Here is a 26,981-nt window from a genome sequence, read left to right on the forward strand (position 1 = left end):
TCATGGTGGATTCGGTGATGATCGTCTCCGTCACGGTCTCCATGGCCACGTCCCCGATGACGGGCGCGGCTTTGTTGAGACGGATCCGGTCGACCTTGCGAAAATCGTCCCGTGCGAATCCCGCACGCTCCAGCGCGAGACCGAGGGCTCGCCGCAATCCGGCCACGTTCTGCAGCGTTCCCTTGATGCCCGAAGTGGGCGCCAGGGCGGAGGAGAGGAAGGAGACGTCCCTTCCTTCCACCCTGGCGAGGGCGACTTCCGTTGTGGCGTTTCCGATGTCGATACCGGCGATGAGCGGCACGGAAGCGAGCCCTTTCCCCGTTGTCAGTCGGAAGAGGGCAGGTCGCCCCGGAGGAGCTTGCGGCGGGCGTAGACTTCCGCGGATTCGCGGACGAAGGCGGCGCAGACCTTGGCGCCGTACTTGGTCTCCAGTTCCTCCGCGATGCCCTCAAGTTCTTCCTTCGTGGAGCGGTGCGGCCGGAGAAGGTTGTAGATCTCCAGGATTCGCTCGTCGGGGACCTTGGTCAGCTCTGCAGCGCGGCGCAGGTTCTGGGCGATCTGGCGTCTTCCCGCGGATTCGGCGATCTGCGCCTGCATTTCCAGTGCTTCGGGAGTGATACGGAAATCCTCGAAAGTGACCTTTCCGTTCTCCACGGCCTCAAGGGTAAGCTCGTTGAAAGGCGTTCCCTTGGGGCTCTTCAGGATGTCGGGCCGCTTGGACGCGAGGGGATAGTCGGCGGCGGTGAGTTTGCCCTCTTTGGAAGCCGATGCGGGCGCCGGAGCGGCCTTGCCGTTCATCGCCTGGAGCACCTGGCGGACGACCTCCGCCACGAGCTGTTCGTTCATCTGAGCCATATCGCCACCTCCTATCCTTCGAACGTGACCGAGAGTTCCATGGGGGCCTTGTTGCGGTCGATGAAGCGGGCCTCCTTGTTGTGCAGAAGCGCCGCGAGTCCCTGATAGCGCGGGCGCGCCATGGGATCGTTCTTCGTCGGCACCGGCGTGGGCTGTTCACCCTTGGCGTACTTGGCCGCGTTCTTGCCGATGGCTCGGAAGGTGAGCGGATCGAGAAGCGGCGATTGCGGGAAGAGTTCCAGGTTCGAAAGCGGGTTCAGGTCTTTCTGGTGGATGATCGATGTCCCTCTGGAGAGGACGCCGATGCCGATGCCGGAGCCGGAGAGCTTCGCCGCCTGATGCGCCATGAAGGCCACGTCGGCGGTGTGGTAGACGCGGATGACCCGCACCCGAAGCCCCTCTTCCTCGATGCCCGCGAAGATCTGGCGGAGGACTTCCGCGTGCGGTATGTCGACGATGGTTTTCGTGAACGTCGTTCCGAAAGCGGGCGTCACGGCCACGACGACTTCTCTCGGATCGGTTCCCCGGGCGGCCTTGCCCTTCTCGGTGCACACGATTCCGGAAACTTCGGCCTCGGGAGCGGAGGACGGAGCAGGGGCGCCGTTCATGACCTCGGCGAGCACTTCAGCGATGACCTTCTGGATCAGTTCCTGGCTGAGCTGCATGGATGAGTTCCCCCCTTCTCCCTAGATGTCCTCGGGATTGACGGCCCAAGGAATGGCCTTGATCTCGTTCCAGCGTTCCTCGGACATCTGGTATCCCGTGCCGGGGCCCTGGTAGGTGTTCGGATCGTTCACGGCGCTGTAGACGGTGCCGTCCGAGGCGATCCATGCGGAAGTCTGGAGATAGTCGCCGGAGACGCGCTGCTTCATCATCATGACGAGAGCGGCGGCAATGTCCCGGAAACCTCTCTTGGCGAGGGCCTTGGCGACGTCGATGCCGGTGACCCCTTCCTTCATGAGGCGTTCGGCGGCCTTGAGGTCCTCGGGAACGTTGCGGGTTCCCACGTCCTTGCTGCCGTTGGCGAAGGTGGCGAGCTCGACTTCCTCGTCGGTGATGGGGGGGAAGCCGAATTCCTCGAAGATGGCCTGCATGGCCCGGGCGGCCTTGTTGCGGGCGGCGATGACCTCATCCTCCGAGACGGGCTTCAGGCCGCCGTCCACGCGGAAGTCGCGCTGCAGGGCGAGGTAGTCGTCCACGTCCTCGATGTCCCAGTTGGATCCTGCGAACATGTTGTCGTAGTTGGGCACGGCGGAGTAACCGGAGAAGATGAGGTCCGTACCCGGGAAGAACTGGGGAATGGTACGGGCCACGCGGCGCAGGTCGGAGTGGGAGAAGGTCTGGTCGTTGCCGGAGGCGACTTCCAGGTCGAGAGCCATGGTAATGAGGTTTTCCGCGGCGATGGCCCGGATGCCCGAGGGAACCGCGCCGGGAACGCCGATGCAGGAGATGGAGCCGTTCTGGAGTCCCTGAACGCCGGCGCCCTTGGTGACCATGACGCACCGCGCTTCGAGATAGAGCATGCTCCGCCCCTCGGCGGCGCCCATCTGCACTTCGCTTCCCGTACCGCTGGTGAACCGCATCTTCAGGCCGCGGCTCGCGTAGGCGGAGGCGAGGAAGGACTTGGACCAGGGCGTGTCGTCTCCGTCCACGAAGACGCTCTCCGTTCCGTAGACCGACACGGTTTCCGCATAGGCCGTGAGACCCCGCATACCGATCTGGAGCTCGAAGGCCTCTTCCAGGGCGTCCTGGGAAAGGGTTCCGGGGCGTCCCACTTGGCCTCCGATGAGGAGTGCCAGTGCGTTGAAGGGCGCGTAGCGAACCACGCCGACGGTGGTTTCGATCTCGACGAAGCCCCGAAGAGCGGCTTCCGCGGCGTCCGCGGCGAGAAGCACGGGATGGTCCTTCGCGCTCGTCACGTGAGCCTGGTTGGCGGGAGTCTGACGGCAGCGCATTTTCTGCATGGCCATCATGATCTCCACGATGTTCATCTCCGCCATGACACCCGCGAGTTTCGCCGGGGTCAGGGCGCCGAAGAGCCGGCGCACCTCGTCGCGCGGTACATTGATGTCCACGAGCATCCTGGCCAGTTCGAGGCAGCTCTTGGACATGGCCTCCTCGGCTACGGACGCGTCGATGGAGTAGTCCGCGACGAACTGTTCGATCATGTCGAAGTTCGCCCGGGTCTTTCCATCCATCTCGACGACCTTGCCGTTCTGGACCTTGATGGACGGCTTGGGATCGTTGGGGCTCCCCATTGCGATGAGTCCCACGTCGATCCATTCGCCGATGAATCCGTCCTTGTGGACGGCACGATTCTCGAGTACTTCAAAGCGTTTGCTTCTTTTCTGCTGAGCCACCCGCGTCACCCCCTCGTTGGATTCATCCTCAGCCTAGATGTACGGAACGGTGAGGGACTTGGGCTTGGTTCCGAGGGAGTGGAGAAGCTTGACTCCCACTTCGCGGGCGGAGATGATGGACTGTCGCACCGCACCGGAATCACCCGTGACCATGATGAACGCTTCGTTCGTGAGACTTGTGCCTTTGCTGGGGGAGCAGTAGGCGAAGGGGTCGATCTCGGCTGCCTTCAGGGCGGTGTCGGAGATGACCACGCCGATGCCGGCGGGAGCGCCGAGGATGAGCCCGAAGGCCTTGCCCAGGGGGGCGCCCAGGGCCTTGTTGAGGCAGTAGCTCGCCCGGGCGGTGTACTGCAGTTCCAGGTAGCCCACGTCGTTGGCCCACACGTCGCCGAAATAGGTGTCCAGGTTGCCCAGGGTCACTTCGACGGCGCGACGGGCATCGGAGACGTCCTCGGCGCCGAAGACGATGAGGCAGCCGTGGCCGCAGCCGCCCTCGGTGTCACGGGGCAGTTCCACGGAGACGATCTCCGTGTTGGTGGCCTTCACGGCCTCATCGGCGGCCATGAGCTGGGGGCCTGCGCCGACGCGGTCGGAGATGATCCCGATGGAGCGATACTTCTTGTCGATGCCCATCTTTTCGTGGAGACGGGGCTCCACGTTGGCGATGACGAGCCCGAGGGTGTGCCCCATGCCGGTTCCGATGAACTCGGTGACCGCAGCGGGCACACAGACAGCGTCGTTCGCAGGCGCCTCCTTGGGGATCTCGGGAGCAAGGCGCTTCATGACTTCGTCCATGACCTTCTTCATGACGTCCTGTTCTGCCATTGTCTACACCTCCTCGGGCTACCCGATTTTGGGCAGGATCTTTTCCGTGTCCGCATGCGGCCTGGGGATGACGTGGATGGAAACGATCTCACCCACGCGCTTGGCCGCTGCCGCGCCCGCATCCACTGCGGCCTTGACGGCGCCCACATCGCCCCGGACCATAACGGTCACGTAGCCCGATCCGATCTTCTCGTAGCCGATGAGGTGCACATTGGCGGCCTTCACCATGGCGTCGGCGGCCTCGATGGCTCCCACAAGTCCTCTTGTCTCAATCAATCCCAGCGCTTCTCCGTTCATGCACGGAACACCTCCCTAGACATGCGTTCAATGGAAGACTTCAGGCGATCCATTCCCTCTCCGGTCACTGGCGAGCAGTCGACCACCTCCCTCGCTCCCGCGCTTCGCAGGCGTTCCTTCGCTCTCTCCCGTTCCTCGGGAGTGCTCACGTCCACTTTCGTCACCACTCCCAGGACCGGCGCCCGGAACGCCTGGGCCATCCTGGAAGGAAACCGCACATTTCCCGTCGGATCCGACACGAAAAGTACCAACGCCGCCTTGGGGGCATTCATCAGAAGCACGGAATAATAGCGCGGATTTTCGAGCATCTCCCCGGGCGTATCAATGGACCGGGACGTGTAGGAGACCATCTCGGTCTTGCCGCCGTGCTTCTGTTCCATCAGGCCGAGGGCGGCCAGGAGCGTCGTCTTTCCCGCACCGCTGGGGCCGACGACCATGATGCGCCGCGGTTCTCCGTGCTTTTCGCCCTGGGACACGGCACATGAAAAAAGCCGTTATGTTCTGGTGATCGGCGCGGGGACGAATCCCAGCACCGATTCCAGCGTCATAACGGCTCCCTTGAGAGCGGTCTCCACCGCGGTCACTTCTCCGGTGAACATGAGACATCCGGTGAATCGGTCCACGAACTCCACGTGAATGTTGGCGGCTTTTGTGGCGGCATCGCCTGCGATGATGGCGCCCTCTCCCGGCGTAATGGTCATGATGCCCACCGCACCGGGCTGATCCACGCCGAGGCGCTCGCAGAAATCCCGTCTCGGATTCCGGATGATGTGGGCCAGCGTGATCTGTTTTCCGGGTACGTACTCCTGGACGATGCGCTGCTTCGTCTCCGTCACGGACATGTCCCCCTCACCCTTCGCGTTCTCCACCGCTGAAGACCACGAGTTGCTCCGGAGCCCCCTCCGGATACTGGTGCCTTTCTTTTCTATCCAATCGGGGGGGAAGGCGCATCCACCTCATGGGCGGTCTTTTTGAGCGGATTGCCGATGCGAAAAGACGAAGCAAAAGTGAAAAAAGTGAACAAAGGTTGGCGGGTTTCGTTTTTTTGCTCCGAGGGCGAGGCGGTGGGGTGTGTTCGCGGGTGTGGGAACAACGCATTTCGAGGTGTATCGTCGCAATGTTCGGAAACCGGAAAAAACGGAAACGGCAAAGATGGGGCGCATGCCGCCGTTGCGCTCCGAAAAGGGGGAAGCGTCTTCGTTTTTTTGCGGAACGTCCTGTTCGTGGCGTTTCTGCGCCACCCGCCGGGGGGACGGTCTTCCTCGGCGGTGTGTGGGGAGTCGCCTCAGCCGTTGCGCACGGAGACGATGTTCGGAATTTCCCTCGTCACATGGAGGCCGATCTCGTAATCCACATCGAAGATCTGGTAGGAAGGGGCGGAAAGCCAATGTCGGAGACGGTCATAGAGAAGGTCCGCCGCTTCGGGTGTCCCCTCGAAGATCACCATGTCGGGATGGCGCTTGAGGAGCCACTCCTTGTTCACTCTCCGCAGAAAGTCATAGAACCAGAAGGTGTTGAGGAGAGGGATCTGGACGACCCCCTCGTTGATCCACCCCACGATGCGGGCAACGATGCTGCCGTCCTTGAGCACCTTGTCGAGGCGTTCCACGTTCTGTATGTCCACCATGATGGAGCCGCGTTTGATCCAGGCCATGCCGTCTCCCTCCCGACCGTATGTCGGCGACCATGATACCACGCTTTTTTTCGGGTCGGACACGCTCTGTTCGCAATGCATTTTCGGAAAAATGACGAGATGGACCGTGGAGATGATCTCGTGTCCCGAGATCCGGATTCGCCTCCGGGAGTTTCGATGCGGCGGTGGCCTCCGCCGTGTTTGTCCCTGTTGCGGAGGTGTTTGCAACACGGGTGTGTCGGGGTGTCGAAGGGGGTCGGAAAGGGCGAATGAAGATGTGGAGACGCTTTAATTGTATGCATTGATCTTGACAGAACAGTTCTTCATCGTCTATTCTTGGTATCTGAAGAAGTGGTGCTTTGTACGCGTTGTAATCGCCCTGTGCCCCGTTTTGGATTTTTGTTTCATTTCTTCCGGAGCTGTTCTTAAAAAACAGCACAACGTCGTTGTCTCCAGACCGTCCGTCTCGTTCCGGTATCGTCGGTTTTTTTGCGGACATATCCGGCCCGATCGCCTTCGCGAGAGGAAAAAAGACCCCCGTTTTTCAGAAAAATACGAGCCGTTCCCCATCCGGGCAGTTTCCGCCTCCGGAGACGTGTCGCGTCTCCTCGGAGGACGGTATTCGCACCAGGAAAAGGAGTGTGACGTGCGTGAAGAAGGCAGTTCTGTGGCTTCTCCTTGCGGTGGTTTCGGCCGTCGCTCCCGTCGCTTCCGCCGCTGCGGCGGAACCGGTTGTTTTCGTCGATTTCAGCTGGGACAGTGTGCAGGTGCACAACCGCATCGCCGGTTTCATCCTGGAGCATGGATTCGGCTACGCGCCGGAATACGTCTTTGCCGAGTCCATGCCGGGGCTGATGGCCATCGAGCGCGGAGACGCCCATCTCTCCATGGAAGGATGGGTGGACAACGTGGTGGAATGGTGGGAAAAAGCTCAGGCCAGAAAGACCGTGGCGGATCTGGGGTCCACTTTTCCGGATGCTCCTCAGGGGTGGTACGTACCCACGTACATGATCAAGGGCGACGCGGCCCGGGGCATCGCTCCCGTTGCGCCGGACCTGAAGTCCGTGGCGGACTTGCCCAAGTACTGGGAACTCTTCAAGGATCCGGAGAACCCGAAGAAGGGGCGTTTCTACAATGGCCCCACGGGATGGATGGTGCACACCATCAACAATGTGAAGCTCAGGACCTACGGTCTGGAAGAGACCTTCGACTCCTTCGCACCCGGCTCCGAGACGGCCCTTTCCACGGCCATCAAGACCGCCTATGACCGGGGGCGCCCCATCCTGGCCTACTACTGGGAACCCACGTGGGTTCTCGGCAAGTACGACATGACACTTCTGGAGGAGCCGCCCTACGACGAATCCCGCTGGGGAGAGGGGAAAGACTACGGCTGTGCCTTCCCCCAGGCGAAAGTACTCATCCTCATGAACGCTAAATTCGCCGAGGCCAATCCCGAGGTGCGGCGCTTTCTGGAGGCCTACGAGACCACTCTGGAGCAGAACAACAAGGTGTTGGCCTTCATGTTCGAGTCCGGTGCCACGGTGGAGCGGGCGGCGGCGTGGTTCCTGAAGGAGTACGAGGCGGTCTGGACGGCGTGGCTCGCACCGGAGGTCGCGGGGAAGGTGCGTGCCGCTCTGGAGGCGCTTCCCTAGTGGCCTTCCACTACGCGCTCTCCGCCGACCTCGGCCCGGAACGGAGAGAGGCGGCGCATGCGCCGCCTCTCTCTTCCGCCATTGAGGTTCGGGGGCTCTGGAAGGTCTATTCCAGGCAGAGGGGCGACGCGCTGTCTCCGGGGATTGTGGAGAATCCCGAGGCTCTGGAGGTTCTGGAGAAGGACCGACGGGCCGTGGTGGCCGTTCGGGACGTGGCGTTCTCCGTGGCGCCGGGGGAGACCTTCATCGTCATGGGGCTCTCCGGCAGCGGAAAATCCACCCTCATTCGCTGTCTCATGCGCCTGGTGGAGCCCACGGCGGGAAACATCGCCGTGAACGGGCGGAACGTGACGGCCATGACGCCCCAGGAGTTGGTGCGTTTCCGCAGGACGGAGGTGGCCATGGTCTTTCAGCACTACGGTCTCCTGCCGCACCGGACGGTTCTGGAAAACGCCTCCTTCGGTCTGAAGCTCCGGGGGGAGGAGGCAGCGGCCCGGACGGACAAGGCGAAGGAGATCCTCTCCCGGGTCGGGCTCGAAGGATGGGGGAGGGCCTACCCGGCCTCCCTGTCGGGAGGTATGCGCCAGCGCGTGGGCATCGCCAGGGCTCTTGTCATGGATTCTCCCATCCTTTTCATGGACGAACCCTTCAGCGGTCTCGATCCCCTCATCCGCAGAGAACTTCAGGACGAGCTGATCCGCCTCCAGCGGACGCTCCGGAAGACCATTTTCTTCGTCACCCACGACCTCTCCGAGGCGCTGCGCCTGGGGGACCGCATGGCGGTCATGCGCAAGGGGAGCATCGTCCAGGTCGGTTCCCCCGACGACATCATCGCAGACCCCGCCGACGACTACGTGGCCCGCTTCGTTCAGGACGAACGGGAACAGGTTGCCCGGGCGGAGCGTCGCATGGCGGAACGCCGCGCCGGATAGGAGGTTCCCGTGTTTCCGAAAACGCTCGAATATCACGTTGCGCCCGCGGTGAACTCCTTCATCGACTGGCTTGTGGTGGATCACGCGGTCTTCTTCGACGCCGTGTCGGCGGGCATCCTTTCCCTGCTGCTCAAGGTGAACCGTTTTCTCATCTGGCTTCCCTGGTGGTCGGTACTCCTCGCCGTGGCGCTTTTGGGCGTCTACGCCACCCGGCGTTCTCTCGCCGGGCTCTTCCTCGGTCTTCTTCTTTTCCCCATCGGTATGTTCGGTCTCTGGCCCATGGCCATGGAGACGCTCTCGGTGGTCATCACGGCGGTGTTCCTCGCCCTGATCCTGGGGGTTCCCGTGGGGGTGCTCATGGCGGAGCGCCGGGGAGCCTCGCTCGTCCTCCGGCCTCTTCTGGATGCCATGCAGACCATGCCCAGTTTCGTCTACCTCATCCCCGCCATGATGCTCTTCGGCCTCGGCAAGGTTCCGGCGGTGCTCGCCACGCTCATCTACGCTCTTCCACCGGTGATCCGCCTCACCGAACTCGGGCTTCGCCAGGTTCCCCAGGCGGTGGAAGAGGCCGCCCTCGCCTACGGAGCCACCCGATGGCAGCTTCTCCGGGAGGTGCGCATCCCCCTGGCCATGCCTTCCATTCTCGCCGGTGTGAACCAGACCACCATGATGGCCCTCGCCATGGTCGTGGTGGCTTCCATGATCGGCGCCCGCGGTCTCGGGCAGGAGGTGCTCCTCGCCATCAACCGCATCGACGTGGGGCGCGGCTTCGAGGCGGGATCCAGCGTGGTGCTCCTCGCCATCGTCATCGACCGCATCACCCAGAGCCTCGCCAGGCGCTGGGAGCCGCCGACGCGCTAGCCGAAAGGAGGGCCGACCATGAAACGAAACGGAGAGGGGCACGGCGTGCATGAACTCGTGCCTGATCCGCTGCGGAAGGAATGCGTGAAAGCTCCGGAGGGAACCTTCGCCTTTCAGGACAACCTGCCCCGCCTTCCCGTTCCCGACCTGGACGATACGTGCTGCCGCTATCTCGAATGGGTACGCCCTCTTCTGGACGACCGGGCCTTCGCCGTCACCACGGAGGTGACGGAGGCGTTCGCGGAGGCGACGGGTCCGGGCCGTGAGCTGCAGCGCCGCCTCATGGAAAGGGCGTCCCGACCGGATGTCCCCAATTGGCTCGAGCCCTTCTGGGAGGACATGTATCTCTCCTTTCGGGACTCCCTGGTGATTCACTCCTCGGTGTTCTACGCCCTGGAGGAACGGGAAAAGGAGTGGTCTTTCCGGGCGGCCTCACTCGTGCTCGGTGCGCTCGCCTTTTGGAGAAAGATCCTGGAGGAATCGCTTCCTCCGGATATGGAGCGGGGAGAGCCGCTCTGCATGGCCCAGTTTCGGAGGGTCTTCGGGACCACCCGTGTTCCCTGTGCTTCAAGGGACGTGCTCCGTTTCACCGCCGGCGGGAACGGGAAAACGGCGGAGCACGTGGTGGTCCTCCGCCGGGGGCGTCTTTTTCGGGTGGATCTCCCGGACGCTTCGTCGCGCTCGTGCTGTGGTTCGGACGAATTGGCGGCGATCTTCCGGGACATCGACGAACGGTGTCGTTCCACTCCGGCGGCCTTCCCCGTCGGTGTTCTCACCGCTCTTCCCCGGGAACGATGGGCCGCCTTGCGGCGGCGTCTCGCGGCGATTCCCGGCAACGAGGAACTCCTCGAAAGCGTCGAGACGGCTCTCTTCGCGGTCTGTTGCGACGAGGCGGTGCCGGAAGACTTTTCCGACCTCGGCGCGGCCCTCCTCGCCGGGGAGGCGGCGAACCGCTGGTACGACAAGTCCGTGCAGTTCGTGGTCTTTCCGGACGGTGGCGCGGGGATCGTCATGGAGCATGCCGGAACGGACGGATCCGTCATGGTCCGTCTCGCGGCACATCTTGCGACGGAGGCCCCCCGCCGGGAGGAGACTTCCGGTGATAGTCGCCCTACATGGAGGGAGTTCTGCTTTGTCTGCGACGAGGATCTTCTGGAGGAAATCCATCGTGCTCTCCATGTCGTGGAGGAACATTCCCGAAGCGTGTGTGTCCGGGCCTGGTCCTTCGACGCCTTCGGCAAGGAACGGATCAAGCGGGCGGGTGTGAGCTCCGACGCCTTCGTGCAACTGGCGCTCCAGCTCGCCCAGCGACGTCTTTTCGGCGTCTGCCGCACCACCTATCAGGCAGTGATGACCCGTCGCTTTCTCCATGGTCGTACCGAGGCCATGCGCCCTGTAACGTCCGCGTCGGTCGCCTTCGTCGATGCGGCGGCGGTGCGAAACGCCGGGACCACTGCAAAGAGTCGGGCGGAAACATGCGCTCTTCTCCTGCGAAAGGCCGCCGCGTGTCACGTGGAGCGGGTGAGGCTCTGCAAGGTTGGGTTCGGCGTGGACCGCCATCTCTGGGGATTGCTGCAACTTGCCGCCGCCGAATCTCTGGAGCGCCCCGCCCTTTACGATGACCTCGGGTGGCGCACACTGAGCCGTAACACGTTCTCTACCAGCACCACCGCGGCGGACGGGCTCCGCCTCGCCGGATTCGGACCCGTCGTGGAGGACGGCTACGGTTTCCGCTATCTTTCCTATGCCGACCGCTTTCACCTTTTCCTCTCGGGGTGGCGGCACTCCCACACCGCCCTTGCGTCGCTGCAGGAAGCTCTTCACGAGGCTCTGGAGGATCTGCTCGGCTTTCTCGAAGCGGAAAGCCGTCCCGACGTGTGACCGTGCCGGGACGGCCCCTTCTACCGCCGTTATCCCTTCTTTTACCACCCTGTCCGGACTCGCCGCTTTTTCGCTTTCTTCAGGCTTAAAAACATCGCGCCTCATCATCCGTAGAGAATGACAACAGATGACATTTCTCCTGTCCCGTTTTAGAGAAGCCCTGATTAAAGGGTTTCTCTCTCTCGCACGCACGATTTTGATCGCATCGCGTTTTTTTGAGGTCGGCGTGGCGTTTTTCAGAGGTTCCTTAGGGATGATGCTGCCCCTGTTTTGTCACAGATCCGCAAATTTCCGTTGCACTCCTCGGCAGGAGTCACTATACTTGCGTCGCTCTCGCGACACGACAAAGGAGACGATTGCCCCGGCGGCACGTCTCTTTTTCAGGTGACGGCGCGTTTTCCTGGCGCGGCGTGCGAGGAAAGATCCGAGAGCGGAATGTCTTCCGCGGAGGTGGGGAAATGGGACGGGGAATTCGAAAGAGTGGGCTTGCGGCGCTGTTGATGGTGTTCCTTTTCGGATTGACGGCGAAGTCGTGGGCTGCCTGAGGAGTCGTTGACCCGCGCGTCGCGTGGGAAATCTTCGAAAGCAAGCAGTACGCCGAGGCGGCGGGCCTCTTCTCTCGGGTGGGGTGCAGCCCGGAGGAGAAGGTCAGGTATTCCTATTATGCAGGAATATCATATCTTCTCGGAGGCAACTACGAGATAGGCAAACGGTTGCTCATCAATCTCGTGGAGTTACCTGCGGCTTCGGAGGAGGTCGAGGAAGGACTCGGCGTTTCCTACAGCACGGCCGCTTTTGCGGCGATTCTGGAGCACGGGTCGAGACACGGTGACGTGTTGTATGTGAAACATGCCGTGAACGCCCTGGGGAAATCCTTCAAGACGCTTTCTGTCGTATGGGTGGACGACGCGGGGCGCAAGGATCCGGAGAACCCTCTCCTTCGAGCCTACGTGAAACGGGATGCTCAGGTGAGCGCCGAGGCCTACGCGCTCTTCTGTCTTGCCCGGGCCTATGCGGCGGCGAATGAAAAGGACAAGGCGAAGGACCTCCTTGAAAGACGTCTTCCCCTGATTCAGGGGACATTCTGGGAGGACGGAAAGACCGGGGATCTGCACCAGGCCGCGGAGGCACTGCTCAAGTCCCTCTCCTGAACAGCCTCTCGTCCTGGTTTTTTCAGATGCTCGTTCAGGGCGTCGTGAAAGGGGCTCCGGCCTCCCTTTTGCGGCGCCCTTTTCGTAATGTGTTCCAGGCATACAGAAGGAACGCCTCATGGTATGCTGTGTGCGCAGAGCGTTTTCTTCCCGTGGAAGCGGCGGTACCGGCCCTTTTCCACCGTGTCCGTTTCGGGATCTCGCCCGAGCGCGCTGCCCGGAGAAACAGAAATGAGAAGGAAGGTGAAGGGAGTCATGTCCTGGGAATCCGATTCCGATGCACCTATGACGTGCGAGGCGGGGTCCTCGTCGCGGTCCGTGACCTTCATCCATTGTGCCGATCTTCACCTGGGCAGTCCGGGAAATGGCCCGGCGATCTCCGAAAGGAGTCGGGAACGGAATGCGGCGGAGCGACTGGCGGAACGCCTTCGAAACGCGCCTTCCGAGGCGCTCTCGAATCTGGTGACACTCGCGCTGGAGCGCCGGGTCGACTTCGTGCTCTTCGCCGGCGACGTGTTCGACAGCGAGGACAGGACCCTCGCGTCGCAGCTCGATTTTCGCGAGCAACTGCGGAGACTCGCTGCGGGAGGTATCGCCTCTTATCTGGTCCACGGCAACCACGATCCGCTTTCGGGGTGGGAGGCGCGGCTGGACCTGCCCGTCTCGGTGCACCGTTTCGGCCCGAAGGTCACGAGCGTTCCCTTTCTCCGGGATGGGCGCGTCGTGGCCCGGATCTACGGCTTCAGTTATCCCAGGAGGGACGTGACGCGCAACGTGGTGGAGGAGTTCCGCGCAGCCGCCCAGGAGCCGGAAGTCGCCGGTGAGGACGTTTTCCGCATCGGCCTCCTGCACGCCAATGTGGGAGGCCGGGCCGGGCACGAGAACTATGCTCCCTGCTCTCTCGACGACCTCTGCGTCGCCGGCATGGACTACTGGGCTCTCGGGCACGTGCACGAACGGGAGATTCTCCGTGAAAGAGAGCCTTTCGTGGCCTATCCGGGGACGTTTCAAAGCCGCAGGCGCGGCGAAACCGGCCCCAGGGGATGTTTCGCGGTGACCCTGACCCCGGGTTCCCGCCACGTGCAGTGCGAGTTCGTCCCCGTGGACGCGGTGCGTCGGTACCGGCACACGCTCGATCTCTCTTCCATGGAGACGGAGGAACGGCTTCTCGGTGCCCTTTCGGAACTCAAGGAGTCAATTCGTGCGGACGCGGAGGGACGGCCGGCGCTCCTCCAGGTTCGCTTCGAGGGGCGGACCTCTCTGCACGGAGCGCTTCTCCGTAAGAATCTCGGCGAGGAATTTGCGGCGCATTGCAACGCCGGTGAGGCGGAGCGGGACGATTGCGTCTGGCTTCTTCCTCCGGAGGATCGCACCGCTCCCTCCGTAGCGGTGGAGGAGTTGCGCGGGGGCGATCATTTCGTGGGGGACGTGCTGCGCTCTCTGGAAAACATGCGGGCCTGCCCGGATGTCTCCCTGCTCACGCGTCTCCTTTCCGAGGACCCGGAATCCCGGGGATGGGAGCGACGGGAAATCCGGAACATCCTCGCCTCTCTTTCTTCCGGGGAGATCCGGGAGATCTTCGGCGCTTCCGAGGCGATGCTTCTGGACGGATTGCTTCGGGAGGAGGCCTGATCATGCGCTTCACCCGCTTCTTCGTCTCCGATTTCGGCATTCTCCACGAGCAGGGGGTGGATCCCCTCGAAGGAGATCTCGTTCTTTTCGTGGGAGAAAACGAGAGCGGAAAAACGACACTGCTGCATTTCTTCCGCTACGCTCTCTTCGGCGTTCCCGACCGAAGGGCCTCGCGCAATCTCTACGAACCGGTCCACGGACGGATCCGCCAGGGACGGCTCGCCTTTTCCACCCGGGACGGCAGCGACTACCTCCTCGAAATGCACGACCGAAAGGTGCTTCTCAACGGTGACGCCGGGGGAAACGTGTCCGTTCTCCTGGGGCATCTGAACCAGGGATGCTACGAGAGCATCTTCGCCATGGGCCTCTCCGATCTCCAGGGAACGCGGATCCTTCGGGAAGAGACGGTGCAGGGGAGGCTCTTCGCCGCCGGAGCAGGGCTGGGCGTGGCCAGCCTTCCCGATCTCATGGAGCATCTCGCCGAGAAACAGCGGGAGTTCTATCGCTTCGGCCGCGGCAAAGGGACCGGCGGCAGGGTGAACGAGCTGCTCGAATCCCTCAGGGAGGTGGAGGAGGAGCTTCACGGGCTGGCGGAGCAGGAGGGGCGTTTCTGGGACCTTCGGGACGAGGAGGAACGCCTGCGGCAGCAGGTGGCGAGGGAGACCGGCGAGGCCGGCGATGCCCGGAAGCGGCTTGCCAGAATTCTTCTTCTGGAGAAGGTCCGGCGTCCCTGGACGGAACGGAAGCTGGCCCTGGAGAAACTGGCGCAGATCCGGAGCGGGAGATCCTTTCCGGAGCGGGGGGTCGAACGGTACGACGTTCTTGTTCAGGAAGCGGACGCCCTGCAGGCTTCCTGCCGGGAGGGCCGTGAGCGGGTCTCCCGGCTCGAGGAGCGGGAGACGCTGCTGCAGGACCGGTACCCCTGGGTCCTTCTGGAGCACCGGGAGGCAGTGGAGGCGCTCCGGGGAGAGCGCGGGCGCTTTCAGGAACTGCTCGCCTCGGAGACCCGTCTGGAGGTGGAGATCCGCAAGGACGAAAAGCGCCACGCGGAGCATCTGGCGGAGCTCGGGGACGGATGGAACGATGCACGCCTCTTCCGGGTGGACCTCTCCCTTCCCGCCATCCAGGAAGCGCAGCGTTTCGACGTGGCCCTCCGGGATGCACGGGAACGGCGACGCCTTGCGGAACAGAATTTTCGGGCATCCCGGGAGAACGTGGAGGAGGCCGAGGCGGTGCTCGCGGGAAAACGGGAGCGTCTCGCCGAAGTGCCCCTTCCGGAGGATCTCGACGAGGAGCTGCTCGGAGAGCGCAAGGAGGCTCTTTCGCGGCTCCGGGTCTTCTGCAGCAGGCGGGACCGGATCGCCGAAGCGGTGCGTCTCGCCCGGGAAAACCGGGACCGCCTCCGGGTGGAGCTGGCGAATCTCGAACAGGACACGCCGGGACGGTACGCCCTCTTTTCCCTCTGGGCTCCCGTGTCGGTTCTCGTGGGGGCCTTCGGCCTGGCGTTCCTCTGGTTCCTCAAGCGCGATCCCATGGTGATCGTCCTCGCCGTGGTGGGGTTCGTTCTGGCGCCGCTCTTCTATGCTCTGGCGAAACGCCAGGGCGGTGCCGACGAGGAACTGCAGCGCAAGTGGAAAACCCAGACGGAACGCAAGCGCGCGGAGGTGGCGGAGGCGGAGGCCCACGCGACGGAACAGGAGGAGCTCGCCGAGGGAATCCGGGAGCAGATCTGCGCCGTTGCCGATGGAAGCGGGCTTCCTTCGCCGGACGATGCGGAACGCCTCGAAGCGTTGGTCCTGCTCGTGGAGGAGGAGGAGGCCCTCCTCGCGAACTACGGTGCCGCCAAGGCGGCCCTGGAGGATGCCCAGGGCGCCTATGAGCGGGCGCTGGAGCGCATGCGCAAGGCCGACGAAGAAGTTCACGCGGCGGGGAAACTTCTTGAGGACGGAGAATGGCGCTGGCGGGAATGGTTGCGCGAACGGGGTTTCGAGCCCCGCCTCGAACCGGGAGGATTTCCCGAGTTCGTCGCCAAGGCCGACGCCTGCCGGGGGGAGACGACGCGCATCACCGAGGCGAAGACGACCCTGACGGCGGTTCGGGAGGACCTGGAGGCGCTCCGGAATCGACTTGCCGCATGTCTCCGCGCTTGTGGGCTTGCCGTGCCCGAAAAACCGGACGTGTCCTCTCTGGATCTCCTTGTGCGCACCTCCGACGAGGTTCGGGAGGCTGCGAGAGAACTCGACGCGCTTCGGGAGCGCCTGGGGGAGGAACGTGCGGCTCTTTGCGTCTGCGAAGAACGCCTCGAAGAAAAGCGGAGCGAACAGGCCCGCCTCTTCGCCCTCGCGGGTGCGACCGACGAGGAGTCGTTCCGCGCCTGCGCCGCCGAGGCGGCACGCCGCCTGGAGCTGGAACGGCTGGTGGAAGAGCACGAGAAGGTGCTGGTCTCCCTGGGCGGCTCCCTCGACGCCCTTGCCTCTCTGGAGGACGAGATGGCGGCACTTCCCCTGGACCTGGAGCAGGAGCGGGATCTTCTGGAGCGCCGGGTGGCCGCGTTGGAGGAATCCTGTGCGGGGGCGCACCGTCGTGCGGGGGAGATCTCCGCGGAATTGCAGCGCCTGGCCCACGACGAGAACAGTTCCCGACTCCGCCAAGCACGACAGGCTCTCGTCGCGTCCCTCCGGGAGGCGGTCAAGGAGTGGCTTTCCGTCGTGTTGTGTCGCCGCAGTCTCGACGAAGCCCGGGGCATTCACGAGCGGGAACGTCAGCCCGGTGTCATCCGCGATGCGGACCGCTTCCTGAGGACGCTCACGGGGGACCGGTACTCCCTGCGTCTTAGGGATACCTCCGCGGGAGGCGCTGTGGAGCTGGAGGAATGCGCCACGGGGGCGCGCCGAGGAGAGGATGCCTGGAGTTCCGGTCTCGCGGACCAGACCTACCTGGCCCTGCGCCTGGGAATGGCCCGTCAGTTCGGTCTCCGGGCGGAGCCCCTTCCGCTGATCCTGGACGATCTCCTCGTGCGTTTCGACGAGGAGCGCCGTCTGGGGGCCGCGAAGGTGCTTCTGGAGATCGCCCGGGAGCATCAGGTTCTCCTCTTTTCCTGTCACAACGCCACCCGGGAGATCTTTGCGACCCTTTTGGCCGAAAGAGCGAACCGTTGCGAAGAAAGCCGTTTCGAAGGCGAGAAGATGCTTCGGGAAACGCCCCTTCGTGTGAGCTGTTTTACCCTCTCCCGGGGGGAGATCCGCGAAACGCCCCTTCCGTGTCCGGAATGGACGCCCTGTCCTTCCGAGGGGGGACGGGCATGACGGCGCCGGGCATCGTCATCGCCGCTCCGGAGAGCGGTGTAGGCAAGACGACCTTCACGGCGGGGCTCTGCCGCGCTCTGGCGCGGCGCGGTGTGCGGGTTCAGCCCTTCAAGGCCGGACCCGATTTCATCGATCCCTCCTATCATACCCTGGCTGCGGGGCGGGAGTGCCGGAACCTCGACGGATTTCTCACGTCTCCGTCGACGCTTCCCTTTCTCTATGCCCGGGGGTGCGCCGGTGCGGACGTTGCCGTCGTCGAGGGCGTCATGGGGTTGTACGACGGCATCGGCTCCGAAGGACGCAATTCCACGGCTTCTCTCGCACGGACGCTCTCCCTGCCGGTGGTGCTCCTTCTGGACGCCACGAAAGGCGCGACGAGCCTCGCCGCGACGGCCCTGGGTTTCGCCACGCTCTCCACCACGGAGGAGGGGCGTCGCGTTCCGCCGCCCTCCGTCGTCGGCGTGATTCTCTGCGGCCTGCGCGAAGGCGAGCTGAAAACCCTGATCTCCGAGGCGGTGGAGCGCTTCGCGGGGCTTCCCGTGCTCGGTTCGATCCGCCAGGTGCCGGAGGCGCACTTTCCCTCGCGGCATCTCGGACTGATTCCTGCGGCGGAGCGAAGCGAACTCTCCCTGCAACTGGAGCGCCTTGCCGATGCCATTGACGAGGGCGTTTCCCTGGAGCGCCTTACGGCGCTGGCGAAGGCCCCTTCCATTCCGGCGGGCGCCTCCTTTCCCCCCGAGGTCTCCCGCGTTCTCGAGGCGGCACCGCGTCAAGGTGCGCGCATCGCCGTCGCACGGGACAAGGTTTTCACGTTCTATTACAGAGACGGACTGGATTTGCTGGAGGAATTGGGGGCGGAACTCCTGGAGACGAGCCCCGCCGCCGATGCGGCGCTTCCCGAGGAGATCGACGGGCTGTATCTCGGAGGTGGCTATCCCGAGGAATTTCTCGGAGAACTCTCCGGAAACGAAAGCTACCTCGCGGACCTGCGGCGCTGGAGAGTTTTGGGGCTTCCCGTCTACGCGGAATGCGGCGGCATGATGTATCTTGCCCGGGAGATCACGGGACGGAACGGCGAGCGGGCCGATCTCGCGGGCCTTCTCGATCTCTCCGTGACCATGACGGGACGACTGCGCCGTTTCGGCTATGTGGAGGCACGCCTGGAGGAGGAGACGCTGCTCGCCTCCCGGGGCGAGATGCTTCGGGGGCACGAGTTCCACTATTCCGAGAGCGCCGGCGAGCCCCCGACGGCCTATCTGGTCCGAAGGGCGTCCCGTCCGGAGGTCTGCTGGAACGAGGGGTATGTGCGGCCGAACCTGCTCGCCTCCTACGTGCACCTGCATTTCTGGGGCTGTCCCGGCGCGGCGGCCCGTTTTGTCGACACCTGCCGGAACTGGAGGAATGCCCATGTTCGTTAAGTCGCTTTGTGTGGCGATAGCGCTGGATCTTTTCTTGGGAGACCCGAGGACGGAATGGCATCCCGTGCGCCTCCTCGGGCGCGGGGCGGAACGTCTGGAACCGCTCTGCCGCAGGCTGCCCCTGCCGGCGCGCCTTCAGGGAGTGGTCTTTCTCCTTCTTGTTCTCGCGGGAGTTCTTCTCCCCCTCGGTGTCGCCGCCGCCGCGGCACGCATGTTCCCGGCGGGGTGGCTTCTGGAGGGGGGCATGCTCTACTTCGCCCTGGGGGGTACCTGTCTTGCCCGGGAGGTGCGCGGTGTGGCGCAGCGTCTCGCCGAGGGCGATCTCGCGGGGGCGCGAAAGGCTCTTTCGCTCCTCGTGAGCCGCGACACGGAACCTCTGGACGAACGGAAGGTCGTCTCCGGGGCGCTTGAAACCCTCTCGGAGAACTTCGGCGATGCCCTCTGCGCCCCTCTTCTCTACGGAGCTCTCGGAGGACCTCTCGGCGCCTGGCTCCACCGGACCGCCAACACCCTGGACGCCATGGTGGGGTACAAGACCCCCGCCTACAGGGAGTTCGGATGGGCCGCGGCCCGCTTCGACGACCTGTTGAACCTGCTTCCCGCCCGCGGCGCGGCTCTGCTCGTCGCTGCCGCCAGTCCCGGCGTGGGCGGTTCGTTCTCCCGGACGCTCCGCACGGCCCGGGCGTTTGCGCCGCTTCTCTCCAGTCCCAACAGCGGCTGGCCCATGGCGGCCTTCGCGGGGGCGCTGGGAGTTTCCCTCGGCGGTCCCACCCCCTACTTCGGGCAATGGGTGGACAAACCCTTTCTCGGAGAGGGGCCTCCCCCGAACCGGACGGATCTTGAGCGGGGATTCGCCCTCTACTGGAATGCCTACGCCTGTGCCGCTCTGTCGGCGCTCTTTCTCTCGGTGCTTCTGGGATGACCGGAACGCATTCCCCCTGGGTCGCTTCGGGCCACGTGCACGGCGGGCGGATCCATGAGCACGACGATCCCTACGGATGGCTCGATTTCTCCGCCAACATCAACCCCTACGGTCCTCCCGCCTTCGCCCTCCGAGCCGCCAGAAAGGCCCTCGGGCACGTGCAAGTCTATCCGGACCAGGAGTCACGGCACCTCCGGCGGACCCTCGCCTCCTGGAGCGGACACGGCCCCGGCGAGGAGGGCGTCGCCGTCGCGGGCGGCGCGAGTGACCTGCTGCTTCCGCTCGTCCTCGCCTTTCGCCCGAAACGGCTGCTGCTTCCTCTTCCCACCTTCGGGGAATATGCCGCGGTGGCATCGCTGGCGGGCGTTCCCGTTGCAGGCCATCCGTTGGTCCCGGAGGACAGCTTCGCCTATCGCGCCGACGAACTGGCGGAGCGGGTGTGCCCCGGGGACCTGGTGGTGCTCTGCCAGCCCAACAATCCCACGGGGCGGGGTTGGAGCGAAGAGGAGACGGAGCGCGTTCTTCAGGCCTGTCTCGACCGAAAGGCCCGGCTCCTCCTGGACGAGTGCTTTCTGCATCTCTCCTGGCCGCCTCTTGCCACCCCGGCGGCGTCCCGGAGCGACGCCTGGCCGAAGGAGTTGCTGCTCTTGCGGGCCTTCACGAAGGATTTCGCCGTACCGGGCCTGCGGGTGGGCTATCTTCTCGGCGAGCGGTGCGCGGTCGCGGCGGTGCGGGCCTTTCAGCAGTCCTGGCCCGTCAACGCCGTGGGCGAGGCCTTCGCCCTCGCCTGCATGGAAGAGGGGAACGTCTGGCTCGCCCGCACGCGAAAACGGATCGCCTCGGAGCGCACGTTTCTTTCCGCGGAGCTTGCTGAGCGCGGGTTTTTCGTGTTTCCCGGCGCGGCGAATTTCCTCCTGGCCCGCCTTCCCCGGAACGACGCAGGGCAGGTCGTGCTTCCAGGGAGCGAGGTACAGCGCCGCCTGCTTCCCTTCCGCATTCTTCTGCGCACCTGCACGAGCTTCCCGGGGCTTGGAGACGACTACGTGCGGCTCGCCGTGCGACGCCGCGAGGAGAACCGGCGTCTTTGCGCGGCGCTCGACGAGGTTTTTGAAGGAGTGTGCCGCCGGGGATGACGTCGTTTCCCCGTCAAGGCTTTCTTGCCGCACTTCCGTCATCAGGGCCTTCATGGCGCCCGTTTCGTTCCCGAAAAGGGCTTTCATTTCAGTGAAAGGACTGCTATGCTTCTTTCCGGTCATGGTGTATCGCCTCCCAAGGGCTCGGGTTGTTTGTGCGCTGCAGACACCCTACATCATGACCTTCTTTCTTTGAATTCTCTTCCGCAATCACTTTTCGCACACTCTTGAGAGCATAATAATCCCGGCGGGTGTTGACGGAGAGAAAATGCGGCGCGTGCGGCGTCGTCAAAGCCTCGGCCTTTGCACGAGAAACCCCTTCATTCCTCGCAAAAGCTGGAATTTTTCAAATATGAGGCTTTGCGGGAAAGCGAAAATCCTTTTTGAAACGGCCGGTCGGAAGTGGAACCGAATGTGCCGCAGCAAAACGTATCCGGCTCTTTTCGCGAAGGGCGCGCACCCCGCCTCAATGTTCACGACACCGCTACTGTGGGGTATCCGTCGCCTCCAGGGGAAAAAGGGCGATGTCGATCTTCACCACCACTTTTCGCACCCGGGGCGAACCGGGATGCCGCAGCGGGCAGTGGAGGTCCCGTGGAAAGAGAACTGCATAATGGCCTGGAGACAGGTGGAGCCACGAGGGGTTTTTCGGAGGTTCGAAGTAGAGACAGTCCTCCTCGGCGAGGGCGTTCCTGCGGAGAGGATTCCCTTCGTCAATGGCCCAGCCGATGCTCTCATCGCCTTCGAGAACGCATTGCACGTCCACGTACCGTCGGTGCGCCTCCCACTCTCCCTCCGAGACGGGACCGGTCTCTCCCTCGGCGAGGATGGCATAGAGTCCCTCCTCCAGTTCGATGCGTCCCGGCGGCAGGCCGGAAAAATCCGTTGTCGCCAGAAAAGCGAGCGCCCGGACGACAGGTCCGGGCAGAACGGCTTCGTCCATCTTTCGAAAACGCAGACTTCCACAGAGCATAAAAAGGCCTCCTTCGGGGCGTTCAGGTGTCTTCATTTTCGGGGTGTTTCCGTGTTCTCCTCCCAGAAGCGCCAGAGATTCCGTCCGTCGTTCTTCGCCCTGTACATGGCCATGTCCGCCCGCTTCATCAGGGTCCGGACATCTCTCCCGTCCAGGGGGTAGAGGCTGACGCCGAGGCTGGCGCTCACCTCCAGAACTCTGTCGCCGAGCGAATACGGGCGGGCGATGGCTCCGCGGATTCGTTCGGCGACCTGCTCCGCGTCCTTTCTGCCGTGCAGTTCGGGGAGGATGAGGGTGAATTCGTCTCCGCCCATGCGGGCCACCGTATCGACCTCGCGGACTTCCTTCTTGAGACGTTTCGACACAGCTTTGAGGAGCAGGTCCCCTACATCGTGCCCGAGGGTGTCGTTGATCTCCTTGAAATCGTCCAGATCCAGGAAGACGACGGCGACGACGGTCTTGTTCCGGCGCGCCTGCGCCATGGCGAGAAGGAGATGGTCGTTGAAGAGCGTTCTGTTGGGAAGCCCGGTGAGGGGATCGTGGGTGCCCGCGTGACGGAGGTTCTCCTCCACCTGGACCTGTTCGGTGATGTCCCTGTGTGTCCCCACGATGCGCAGGGGTTTTCCCTCCGCGTTTCGTGACATGATTTTGCCTCTCGCGAGAATCCACTTGTAGCTTCCATCCTTGCAGCGCAGCCGATGTCTGGCTTCGTAGAAAGGGACCTCCCCCCGGATATGCCGTTGTGTTTCCTTGACGGCATGTTCCCGGTCCTCGGGATGGACCCGGTCGTACCACTCGGAGAAACGTTCCCGAATTTCTCCCGGGCCGTATCCCAACATTTCGAGCCAGCGGGGGGAGAAATACACGTCGTTCGTGAGAAGATTCCAGTCCCACACGCCCAGGTCGGAGCCCTCCAGGGCGAACTGTCCGCGTTCTTCGCTTCGTCGCAATGCCTCCTCGGCCTTTACCCGCTCCGTGATCTGGGTTCCGAGGAGGGCGTTCGCGTTCTGGAGGGAGGCGTTGAGAAAGGCCATCTGCCGCCGATGGGCGCCCGCCTCCGCGATCAGGTTCGCCAGGATGCGAAAATGCCGCAACGCCGCGTCGGCCCGTTCTCTGGAGATGACGGGGACGGTTCGGAGAGCTTCCTCATAGGCCGCTTCGTCGAGATGGTTCGCCCGCGCTCTGTCGAGAAACGCTGTCTTGTCGGGAGGCACGAGAAAAAACTGTCCGATGACGACGTAGCCGAGGAGTTCGCCCTCGACACGGATCGGAACGGCGCCGTCCATGAGACCATTCTCGCAACGGTGGAGATATTCCTCGGCACCGTTCTCGATGGCTCTGCCGATTTCTTCCCAGCTCGCCTCGCAGTATTTCCGATACTCCGGATGTGTCCGGTGGAAATGATGACAGAGCATCTGGCCTCCCGCCGAGGCCAGGGGAGAACCGTCCTTCCTGCAAAAGGCACAGGGAATTCCCGAGGCGGTGTAAAAATGCCGGAGCATTTCCGAGCAGAGCGGGACATTCACCACGTCCGAGAAAGAGTAGTCCACGGCGAAGACTCCTTTCGAGGCGCTTTGGCGTTACTGTCCGGTGTCGCACGGTCTTTTCCGCAGTTCCCGCCGCGACGGCGGGAAAATACCGGTCCGTCCAAGGCTCTCGCTGACGGAAACTCGCAGAAATTCTCCCGTGGACGATACCTCGAAGAATGGGTCGTGCGTTCACGGAAGAAACGTCCTTCCGGTGCGGGCCGGGAAATTCCGTTCGATCTAGAGTCTCCGGGCCAGGTTGAGCGCCTCGTAGGTGATGATCAGGTCCGCTCCCGCCCGGCGGCATGCCCGGTGCGCTTCGAGAAGTGCCGCGCCCTCGTCGAGAAGCCCTCCGGCGATGGCGCTCCGGAGCATCATGTACTCGCCGCTCACCAGGTAGCACGCCAGGGGGAGAAGCGTCTTTTCCCGAAGGCGGGCCAGGATGTCGAGGCAGGTGAGAGCCGGTTTGACCATGAGCAGATCCGCCCCCTCGTCCTCGTCGAGAAGCGCTTCTCGAAGCGCTTCCCGGGCGTTGCCGGGAGGCATCTGGTAGCTTTTGCGGTCGCCGGATTTTGGGGCGCTTTCCGCCGCGTCCCGGAAGGGACCGTAGAAGGCGGAACTCATCTTCGCCGCGTAGCTCATGATGGCCGTTCCGGAGAACCCCGCCTCGTCCAGGGCGGCCCGAATCCGCCCCACCCGTCCGTCCATCATGTCCGAGGGGGCCACCATGTGCGCCCCCGCTCGGGCGTGGCTCACCGAGGCCCGGGCGAGCTGCTCCAGGGAGGAGTCGTTGTCCACCTCGCCCTCGGGAGTGAGGTGGCCGCAATGACCGTGGTCCGTGTACTGGCAGAGACAGACGTCGGTGATGCAGTACGCCTGGGGAAAACGCTCCCGCAAGAACGAGCAGGCCCTCTGGGTGGGTTGGTCCGCGTCGGCGGCGCTGGTGCCGAGAGCGTCCTTGTAGGTCGGAAGGCCGAAGAGGATGAAGGCTTTGACGCCCGCGTCAAGAGCGGGTTGTACGATGCGGGAAAGACGGTCGACGCTCCAGTGGTTCACGTTCTCCATGGACGGGATCGGTTCCTCCACGCCCTCGCCGGGAACGACGAAGAGGGGGAGCACCAAATGGCGGGGTTCCAGAACGGTTTCTACGAGCATGTCCCGAAGTGCCGGGTGGGAACGGAGCCGCCGCATCCGGAGAGCGGGAAAACCTGCGGTCATGAACAGGACCTCCTTCGGAGAAAGCCATAGAAAGGGACGAACCTCTCTTGAAATCCGATGTCCTATGGTATCTCTCGGAATACCTGTGAGCAAGAGGCGGGGCTGAAATCTCACTGAAAAATACGAAGGAGGGACAAAAAAAGGAAGGGTGTGATGCCGGAGCGGAGACGAAAAACGGGGTGCGCGCCCGTGTTCGCACACCCCGGCGGAATTCCGAGGGAGCCGGTTTCGCTCCCGTTGTGTCCGAGCGGAAAAAATCGAAACGGCGAGAGTTCTTCTTCAGAAAGTGACCAGTGTCCGCAGCCGGACCAGGCTGTCGTCGTCGGTCATCGCGCCTCCCTGTCCCCAGTCGACCTTGTCGTAGGTGAGTTCGAAGCTGATTGCCGGCGAGAGCCGGTATTCCACGCCGAAGGTGACATTCGTGGTGTCGTCCACGCCGTCGCGGGCAAAGTCCGCTGCAAAGTAGCGTTGGAAGGTTCCCCAGGTGTCGTTCCACTTCTGGGAAGCCCGGACATAGAGGATGGTCGTCTCGTCGTAGTCCCGGTTGGCGAGCACTCTGGTCCCGTAGGTGTCGTCCATCAGGGAACTCATGCCCACGTAGTCGTAGGCGTGGGCGTTCATCTCGAATCCACGGCCGATCTTCCCGTATTCGACCCACAGGCCCGTGAATCCCAGAGCTTCCTGTTTCACGTCCAGGATGGCCTTCCACGCGTCGGGAGCGTCCTCGCCTGTGGCTTGCCGGGCATCCGTGTTCGCGTCGTGCTTTTCCGTGTAGTAGGCGCCCTTGAAGGCGATGTTCGGGGTGACGTTGACCGTGAAGTCCGCGTACAGCACGTGCCAGTTGCTGTCGTCGAGGTTGTCGTAGGTGGTGGCGAGACCGCTGAGGGCGAAGCGGAAGGTCTCGTTGAGGTTGAAGTCGAAACGGGCGCCGTAGATGAAGCTGTCGTCCACGCCGTCCTCGGTGTCGTCGCGGTTCACCGTCAGGATCATGTCCGCCATGCCGAGGGCCTTTTTCGCGTAGAAGCCCTTGGTCGTGAGATCGCCGATCCACGCGTCGTCGTTGTAGGCATCGTAGAGGCCGGCGTCATCCTCCCAGTCGAATTCGAAGAGGCCGGCGGTGAGTTCCACGTCCCAGGGAAGAACCGTTTCGACGTAGTAAAGTTCCCAGGCGAGGCGGTCGGTGTTGTTCTCGTCACGCCCGATACGGGTGGTGAAGCTCGTGTTTTCGTCGATCTGCTTCTTCAGAAAGAGACGATAGCGGTCCAGATCGAACTCGTTCTTGCCCTCCACATAGGTGCTGCCGCCCGTGCCCTGGTAGTTCTTTCCGAACTTCGCGTCGAAGCGGAGTTCTCCGTAGATCTTCCAGCCGCCGATGTTTTCCTCCAGAAGGGTGACGCGCCGGTCGATCCGGTCGACCTGTACGCCCAGCGCGTTCAGCTCGTCCTTGAACTCCACGACGAGCTTCTTCAGCATCTCCACATCCTGTTTGCTCGCCTTGTTCATGTCCACCACGGCGAGACCGCGGGCGACGAGGGTGGCCATTTCGTAGCGGGTCATGGGCTGATTGCCCTTGTAGGTGCCGTCGGGATAGCCGTTGACGATGCCGGAGGCGGCGAGCTGTCCGATGGCATCGTAGGCCCAGTGGTTCATGGGAACGTCCATGAAGGGATTCGCCGCAAACGCCGGCGCGGCGAACGCCATGAGCGCTGCCGCCGCCAAAAGTGCCAGGATCTTTCTCATGTGGGAAATGACCTCTTTTCTCTCCAGGTGTGTAGAACCGGCGTTCCTCACGTTGTCGGGCATTCCCGCTGTGACCTTTTTTCTTCAGGTGCGCAGAATCCACAGTGCGGTGGTACCGCTTTATGCGAGGATAGATCCGTCGTCCCCGGACATCCGTTTTTCGGAGGCTGAATGAGGAGATGCCCCGGAGAAGCCCCCGGAGAATCTCCTCATTGCTTCAGGACGTACCCTCTCCCGGGCGATGCCCGTGTCTCGATGCCGAGCGCGGTACCGGAAGTCCGGTGCCGCGGCCTCTATGCTACTCGTCGATGCGGAAAGTCAGGGTTGCGATGAGCACAACCTCGTCGCAGGCGGCCTTGTTTTCGTGCTCTAAGGTCTGATCGACTTTGGCGAACCAGTAGCCGGCCTTCAGGGGAATGATGTCGATCATGCCGTTCAGGTCGGTCCTGCCCTGAAAGGCTTTGTAATCCTTGTCCGAGAAACCGGCGAAGGTGGCTTCAAGCTTCACGGTTTTCGCCGGTTTTCCGTCCACGAGCACCTGCACGGGAAATTTTCCGCCGGGCTTCACCGTCGAGGGGTGCACCTGGGGAACGATCTCGATCCGCTGTCCCGTGGGTTTGGAGATGAAGTCGCTCTCCTGCCCCCCCGCGACGTCAAGGATTGCCTT

General features: G+C 63.3%; 23 protein-coding genes and 1 pseudogene. 10 read left to right on the plus strand and 14 right to left on the minus strand.

All coding sequences use genetic code 11. The features are described from left to right. The 9 genes and pseudogenes from Q1K49_RS03075 to Q1K49_RS03115 form a co-directional block, all read right to left on the minus strand. Positions 1–301 (minus strand): annotated as a pseudogene (locus Q1K49_RS03075) (diol dehydratase reactivase subunit alpha); the annotation flags it as partial. A 23-nt stretch (positions 302–324) separates the two neighbouring features. After that, positions 325–855 (minus strand): diol dehydratase small subunit, encoded by a 531-nt coding sequence (locus tag Q1K49_RS03080; RefSeq protein WP_300522671.1) that lies wholly within the window; start codon positions 853–855, stop codon positions 325–327. Positions 856–866: 11 nt separating this feature from the next. Then, positions 867–1,520, minus strand: coding sequence for a propanediol/glycerol family dehydratase medium subunit (locus Q1K49_RS03085; RefSeq protein WP_300522673.1), 654 nt, complete (start codon positions 1,518–1,520; stop codon positions 867–869). A 21-nt stretch (positions 1,521–1,541) separates the two neighbouring features. Beyond that, positions 1,542–3,215: a propanediol/glycerol family dehydratase large subunit gene (locus Q1K49_RS03090; RefSeq protein ID WP_300522676.1), complete on the minus strand. Its 1,674-nt coding sequence runs from the start codon at positions 3,213–3,215 to the stop codon at positions 1,542–1,544. A 33-nt stretch (positions 3,216–3,248) separates the two neighbouring features. Then, on the minus strand, positions 3,249–4,040 hold the full coding sequence (gene pduB, locus Q1K49_RS03095; RefSeq protein WP_026368255.1) for a propanediol utilization microcompartment protein PduB: 792 nt from the start codon (positions 4,038–4,040) through the stop codon (positions 3,249–3,251). An 18-nt stretch (positions 4,041–4,058) separates the two neighbouring features. Next, positions 4,059–4,337 (minus strand): BMC domain-containing protein, encoded by a 279-nt coding sequence (locus tag Q1K49_RS03100; RefSeq protein WP_026368254.1) that lies wholly within the window; start codon positions 4,335–4,337, stop codon positions 4,059–4,061. Then, entirely contained in the window at positions 4,334–4,774 is a 441-nt protein-coding gene (locus Q1K49_RS03105) for a EutP/PduV family microcompartment system protein (RefSeq protein WP_213693140.1), read from the minus strand. Before Q1K49_RS03105 ends, Q1K49_RS03100 begins: the two co-directional genes overlap by 4 nt. A 57-nt stretch (positions 4,775–4,831) precedes the next feature. After that, positions 4,832–5,179 (minus strand): BMC domain-containing protein, encoded by a 348-nt coding sequence (locus Q1K49_RS03110; RefSeq protein WP_034264519.1) that lies wholly within the window; start codon positions 5,177–5,179, stop codon positions 4,832–4,834. Positions 5,180–5,622: 443 nt separating this feature from the next. Then, entirely contained in the window at positions 5,623–5,991 is a 369-nt protein-coding gene (locus Q1K49_RS03115) for a hypothetical protein (RefSeq protein ID WP_300522683.1), read from the minus strand. A 629-nt stretch (positions 5,992–6,620) separates the two neighbouring features. Here Q1K49_RS03115 and Q1K49_RS03120 point away from each other — a divergent pair. From Q1K49_RS03120 to Q1K49_RS03165, 10 genes are all read left to right on the plus strand, one after another. Then, the gene (locus Q1K49_RS03120; protein WP_300522684.1) at positions 6,621–7,622 is read left to right on the plus strand and encodes an ABC transporter substrate-binding protein; all 1,002 of its coding nucleotides are present in this window, start codon (positions 6,621–6,623) and stop codon (positions 7,620–7,622) included. Then, positions 7,622–8,554, plus strand: a complete 933-nt coding sequence (locus Q1K49_RS03125) for a betaine/proline/choline family ABC transporter ATP-binding protein (protein WP_300522686.1) — start codon at positions 7,622–7,624, stop codon at positions 8,552–8,554. Before Q1K49_RS03120 ends, Q1K49_RS03125 begins: the two co-directional genes overlap by 1 nt. Positions 8,555–8,563: 9 nt before the next feature. After that, entirely contained in the window at positions 8,564–9,415 is an 852-nt protein-coding gene (locus Q1K49_RS03130) for an ABC transporter permease subunit (protein ID WP_300522688.1), read from the plus strand. Between the two features lie 18 nt (positions 9,416–9,433). Then, positions 9,434–11,296 carry a choline/carnitine O-acyltransferase gene (locus tag Q1K49_RS03135; protein ID WP_300522690.1) on the plus strand — a complete coding sequence of 621 codons (1,863 nt, stop codon included), beginning with the start codon at positions 9,434–9,436 and terminating at the stop codon, positions 11,294–11,296. A 623-nt stretch (positions 11,297–11,919) separates the two neighbouring features. Continuing rightward, the gene (locus Q1K49_RS03140) at positions 11,920–12,447 is read left to right on the plus strand and encodes a hypothetical protein (protein ID WP_300522692.1); all 528 of its coding nucleotides are present in this window, start codon (positions 11,920–11,922) and stop codon (positions 12,445–12,447) included. Positions 12,448–12,678: 231 nt separating this feature from the next. Then, on the plus strand, positions 12,679–14,079 hold the full coding sequence (locus tag Q1K49_RS03145; protein WP_300522694.1) for a DNA repair exonuclease: 1,401 nt from the start codon (positions 12,679–12,681) through the stop codon (positions 14,077–14,079). Positions 14,080–14,081: 2 nt separating this feature from the next. After that, positions 14,082–17,384: an AAA family ATPase gene (locus Q1K49_RS03150; protein ID WP_300522697.1), complete on the plus strand. Its 3,303-nt coding sequence runs from the start codon at positions 14,082–14,084 to the stop codon at positions 17,382–17,384. Next, the gene (locus tag Q1K49_RS03155; RefSeq protein WP_300522699.1) at positions 17,381–18,802 is read left to right on the plus strand and encodes a cobyrinate a,c-diamide synthase; all 1,422 of its coding nucleotides are present in this window, start codon (positions 17,381–17,383) and stop codon (positions 18,800–18,802) included. The genes Q1K49_RS03150 and Q1K49_RS03155 overlap by 4 nt, the downstream gene beginning before the upstream one ends. After that, positions 18,792–19,724 (plus strand): adenosylcobinamide-phosphate synthase CbiB, encoded by a 933-nt coding sequence (gene cbiB / locus Q1K49_RS03160; RefSeq protein ID WP_300522702.1) that lies wholly within the window; start codon positions 18,792–18,794, stop codon positions 19,722–19,724. The genes Q1K49_RS03155 and cbiB overlap by 11 nt, the downstream gene beginning before the upstream one ends. Next, positions 19,721–20,857 carry a histidinol-phosphate transaminase gene (locus tag Q1K49_RS03165; RefSeq protein ID WP_300522705.1) on the plus strand — a complete coding sequence of 379 codons (1,137 nt, stop codon included), beginning with the start codon at positions 19,721–19,723 and terminating at the stop codon, positions 20,855–20,857. The genes cbiB and Q1K49_RS03165 overlap by 4 nt, the downstream gene beginning before the upstream one ends. Before the next feature lie 484 nt (positions 20,858–21,341). Here Q1K49_RS03165 and Q1K49_RS03170 read toward each other — a convergent pair whose 3' ends face one another. From Q1K49_RS03170 to Q1K49_RS03190, 5 genes are all read right to left on the minus strand, one after another. Then, complete coding sequence (locus tag Q1K49_RS03170; RefSeq protein WP_300522707.1) at positions 21,342–21,830, minus strand: YhcH/YjgK/YiaL family protein; 489 nt, start codon at positions 21,828–21,830, stop codon at positions 21,342–21,344. 32 nt (positions 21,831–21,862) lie between these two features. Next, positions 21,863–23,380: a diguanylate cyclase gene (locus tag Q1K49_RS03175; protein ID WP_300522709.1), complete on the minus strand. Its 1,518-nt coding sequence runs from the start codon at positions 23,378–23,380 to the stop codon at positions 21,863–21,865. A 216-nt stretch (positions 23,381–23,596) separates the two neighbouring features. Beyond that, entirely contained in the window at positions 23,597–24,574 is a 978-nt protein-coding gene (gene hemB / locus Q1K49_RS03180) for a porphobilinogen synthase (RefSeq protein ID WP_300522712.1), read from the minus strand. Positions 24,575–24,853: 279 nt separating this feature from the next. Beyond that, positions 24,854–26,314 carry an S-layer homology domain-containing protein gene (locus tag Q1K49_RS03185; protein ID WP_300522714.1) on the minus strand — a complete coding sequence of 487 codons (1,461 nt, stop codon included), beginning with the start codon at positions 26,312–26,314 and terminating at the stop codon, positions 24,854–24,856. A gap of 298 nt (positions 26,315–26,612) precedes the next feature. Next, a partial coding sequence (locus Q1K49_RS03190; protein WP_300522717.1) for a DUF4198 domain-containing protein occupies positions 26,613–26,981 on the minus strand: 369 nt, incomplete at its 5' end.

The organism is Aminiphilus sp. (assembly GCF_029975095.1).
Lineage (GTDB): Bacteria > Synergistota > Synergistia > Synergistales > Aminiphilaceae > Aminiphilus.

Bases quoted from the DNA above. Each gene is read 5' to 3' on its own strand.
- Q1K49_RS03105 (WP_213693140.1), bottom strand. From the start codon at position 4,774: ATGGTCGTCGGCCCCAGCGGTGCGGGAAAGACGACGCTCCTGGCCGCC.
- Q1K49_RS03185 (WP_300522714.1), bottom strand. From the start codon at position 26,314: ATGAGAAAGATCCTGGCACTTTTGGCGGCGGCAGCGCTCATGGCGTTC.
- cbiB (WP_300522702.1), top strand. From the start codon at position 18,792: ATGTTCGTTAAGTCGCTTTGTGTGGCGATAGCGCTGGATCTTTTCTTG.
- Q1K49_RS03110 (WP_034264519.1), bottom strand. From the start codon at position 5,179: ATGTCCGTGACGGAGACGAAGCAGCGCATCGTCCAGGAGTACGTACCC.
- Q1K49_RS03150 (WP_300522697.1), top strand. From the start codon at position 14,082: ATGCGCTTCACCCGCTTCTTCGTCTCCGATTTCGGCATTCTCCACGAG.
- Q1K49_RS03145 (WP_300522694.1), top strand. From the start codon at position 12,679: ATGAGAAGGAAGGTGAAGGGAGTCATGTCCTGGGAATCCGATTCCGAT.
- Q1K49_RS03080 (WP_300522671.1), bottom strand. From the start codon at position 855: ATGGCTCAGATGAACGAACAGCTCGTGGCGGAGGTCGTCCGCCAGGTG.
- Q1K49_RS03155 (WP_300522699.1), top strand. From the start codon at position 17,381: ATGACGGCGCCGGGCATCGTCATCGCCGCTCCGGAGAGCGGTGTAGGC.
- hemB (WP_300522712.1), bottom strand. From the start codon at position 24,574: ATGACCGCAGGTTTTCCCGCTCTCCGGATGCGGCGGCTCCGTTCCCAC.
- Q1K49_RS03170 (WP_300522707.1), bottom strand. From the start codon at position 21,830: ATGCTCTGTGGAAGTCTGCGTTTTCGAAAGATGGACGAAGCCGTTCTG.
- Q1K49_RS03135 (WP_300522690.1), top strand. From the start codon at position 9,434: ATGAAACGAAACGGAGAGGGGCACGGCGTGCATGAACTCGTGCCTGAT.
- Q1K49_RS03085 (WP_300522673.1), bottom strand. From the start codon at position 1,520: ATGCAGCTCAGCCAGGAACTGATCCAGAAGGTCATCGCTGAAGTGCTC.
- Q1K49_RS03115 (WP_300522683.1), bottom strand. From the start codon at position 5,991: ATGGCCTGGATCAAACGCGGCTCCATCATGGTGGACATACAGAACGTG.
- Q1K49_RS03165 (WP_300522705.1), top strand. From the start codon at position 19,721: ATGACCGGAACGCATTCCCCCTGGGTCGCTTCGGGCCACGTGCACGGC.
- Q1K49_RS03100 (WP_026368254.1), bottom strand. From the start codon at position 4,337: ATGAACGGAGAAGCGCTGGGATTGATTGAGACAAGAGGACTTGTGGGA.
- pduB (WP_026368255.1), bottom strand. From the start codon at position 4,040: ATGGCAGAACAGGACGTCATGAAGAAGGTCATGGACGAAGTCATGAAG.